Source organism: Pauljensenia sp. 20925_1_27, assembly GCF_041432835.1.
Lineage (GTDB): Bacteria > Actinomycetota > Actinomycetes > Actinomycetales > Actinomycetaceae > Pauljensenia.
Genome location: NZ_JAPWAH010000038.1, coordinates 1 through 2736 on the forward strand (window position 1 = coordinate 1; position 2736 = coordinate 2736).

Here is a 2736-nt window from a genome sequence, read left to right on the forward strand (position 1 = left end):
GCCTATGTGACGCAGCCCGGCATTTCACGTTCGAATCCCGGTAGTGTACCGGCGCGCGTGGCTGTGCCCCGGCCTCGTCTGTGAGGGATCCTCGAGAGCGCGCGTGTCCACCAGATGAAAAAACACACGTCACGGACCAACGTCGCCCGCAAAACGGCATGAGTCGTGCGATGCTATTCCCATGGTCACTTCTGCACATCAGCCAGACTCGCCCCACCGACACGGTGGGAAGGACGAGGTTCTTGCTCAACGTATGGCGGCCCATGATCGCCTCGCTCATCAGTCCCAGGTTGTGCTCCGACTCGGGCAGATGCTGCTGTCCTTTGGAGCGAGCGCCTACCGCGTCAAGAAGTCCATGGCGGACGTCGCGCGAGCGGTGGGTATTTCCGAGCATCGCGCGCAGGTCACGTACACCGAGATTATTGCGACGGCGTACGCGAACGGTACATTCCGCACGGAGCTCGCCGAGCAGCGCCTCATGGGCGTGAACGCAGACAAGATCGACCGCATCAATAACTACGTCGCTTCGCTCAACGGCAAGTCCGTGCGCGTTGAGGACGTTTCCGACGAGCTCGACAAGATCGCGAAGGTGCCCGGCCTTTACGACTGGTTCTCGAATGCGCTCGCATCGGGTCTCGCGTGTGCGGCGTTTGCGTTCCTGAATGGTGGGGGATGGGTCGAGTGCTCTGCCGTCGCCGTGGCCTCGTTCTTCGGCCAGGCACTGCGTCGTCAGATGCTTGTGCGTCACATGAACCACTTCGGTGTGTGGATGGCGTGCGGCGCGCTCGCCGCCATGATCTACATCCTCTTGGTTGCTCCGGCTCAGCACTTCCTGGGCATCGAGTCGACCCACCAGGCGGGCTTCATTTCCGCACTGCTGTTCCTGGTTCCCGGCTTCCCGCTGGTGACGGGCCTGATCGATCTCGTCCGACAGGACTTCCAGGGAGGTCTCGGGCGCCTCGTCTACGTCGCGATGCTCGTCGCGTCGGCGGGTGTGGCCGTGTGGGCGATTTCCGCTATCTTCGGCTGGTCTGTGACCCCCGAGTACGGCGTGTCGCTCGTTCCATGGTGCCACTACATCCTGCGCTTTCTCACGAGTTTCGTCGCGGCATACGGTTTCGCGATGCTCTTTAATTCGCCACAACGCGTGTGTGCCACCGCAGCCGTCATCGGTGCCGTCATCAACACCGGCCGTATTGCCCTGCACCTGGAGCTTGGCGTCCCCGCTCCGGCTTGCGTCGGCCTCGCGGCCCTTGCTGCGGGACTCCTCGCCGTGTTTGTCGCTCGCAAGACGCGCTTCTCGCGCGTCACCCTGTCCGTTCCCGCTGTCGTCATCATGATTCCCGGTGTGCCGCTCTACCGAGCGCTCACGTACCTGAACAACCAGCAGATTGACGAGGCGCTCGGTGCGCTCTTTACGGTCATGTTCACGATCGTTGCCATCGGTATGGGCCTGGCTCTCTCGCGTATGCTCACTGATAAGAACTGGCTCGTCGAAAAGCAAGAACGAGTCCCGAACCTGTGGGAGTACGAGGGGGAGAACGCATGAAGTTCGACATCGAAGCGAGTGCGAAGCCGCCGTCGTTCGAGTTCGAGTATGCGATCGACCGCGACGAGATCCGCGCCGTCGGTCGCAACATCGCGATCGTGTGCGTGGCGGCAGTGACCGCTCGCGTGCTCGTTGCGCTGATTCAGCGCTGACGCTCATTCATTCACGAGGCCGTGGCCGGGTAACCGGTCGCGGCCTCGTTATGTGCTCGTGCAGCCGCCGGGCTGCTGTGTGTGCCCGTGGGCGGCGGCCGGCTGCTGTGTGTGCCCGTGGGCGGCGGCCCGCTCGCGAGATCGCCACACGCGAGCCTTCGGTTCGGAGTGATCGATCTTGAAGCCCGGCCAGGCCCCGCCACCGCCCACGGGCACCGCAGCCAGGCCTCGCTGGCCCCGTGTGTGGTGCCTGCCCATCGATGGAGTAGCCGGTGGACGTATGAGCCAGTGGGTTAACGTGCGAGCGTACAGCTGATGGCCGGATAGAACGTGCCTGGCGTAGCGGCTTCGGAGCGTCGTCCGGGACAAAATTCGCCAAGCGCACGGACGTCGGGGCATTTCCGTGACAAAATTCCCCCTGCTCGCCCAAAAACGTGGAATTCGGGCCGTTTTGCCTGTGCAGGGAGAGTTTTGTCCCGGTTTGCGTGAGGGCGCGTGGAGCAGGGAGAGTTTTGTACCGGTTTCAGTCTCTCTGAGGAAGATAGGACGAGTTGTTTCTCGGCGCCGCCCGATTGGAGGCCGCGCCGTAGCTTGTGAAATCGGCGGTGAGGTGTCGGACCGGCTCTGGCGTGGGTCCTGGGCCTCGTCGTGGCGCTCGTGGGCGGACCTTGCCCCGGGGATCAACACACATCCGGATAGGTAACGAACATCGGGATAGGTAATGAATATCCGGATAGCTTAATAACCTATTCGGATGTGCATAACCTATCCGCGTGCGCACAACCTATCCAGATGATGCGCCGACGGTGGGGCTGTTGGCCCACGGGCACCGCAGTCGGGCCCCGCCACCGCCCACGGGCACCGCAGCCAGGCCTCGGCGGCCATGCGCCGGCTTTCATGTGATCGTATTGGTGCTTTCGCGCTTCTCAGAAATTTCGCACGTAATTCCTCTGCGACTGTTTCAAGATATGAACTCAAGGTGTTGAAATTGCAACGTTTTCGGGCGTTGTTGAAAGTTCATGCAATCGAATTACG

At 62.1% G+C, this 2736-nt stretch carries 2 protein-coding genes; both read left to right on the top strand.

Features of this window, described 5'->3' with window-relative positions; all coding sequences use genetic code 11:
• The first annotated feature begins 253 nt into the window (after positions 1–253).
• On the top strand, positions 254–1549 hold the full coding sequence (locus O3684_RS10150; RefSeq protein ID WP_500066813.1) for a threonine/serine exporter family protein: 1296 nt from the start codon (positions 254–256) through the stop codon (positions 1547–1549).
• Positions 1546–1701, top strand: a complete 156-nt coding sequence (locus O3684_RS10155; RefSeq protein ID WP_500066811.1) for a hypothetical protein — start codon at positions 1546–1548, stop codon at positions 1699–1701. The genes O3684_RS10150 and O3684_RS10155 overlap by 4 nt, the downstream gene beginning before the upstream one ends.
• Positions 1702–2736 lie beyond the last annotated feature (1035 nt).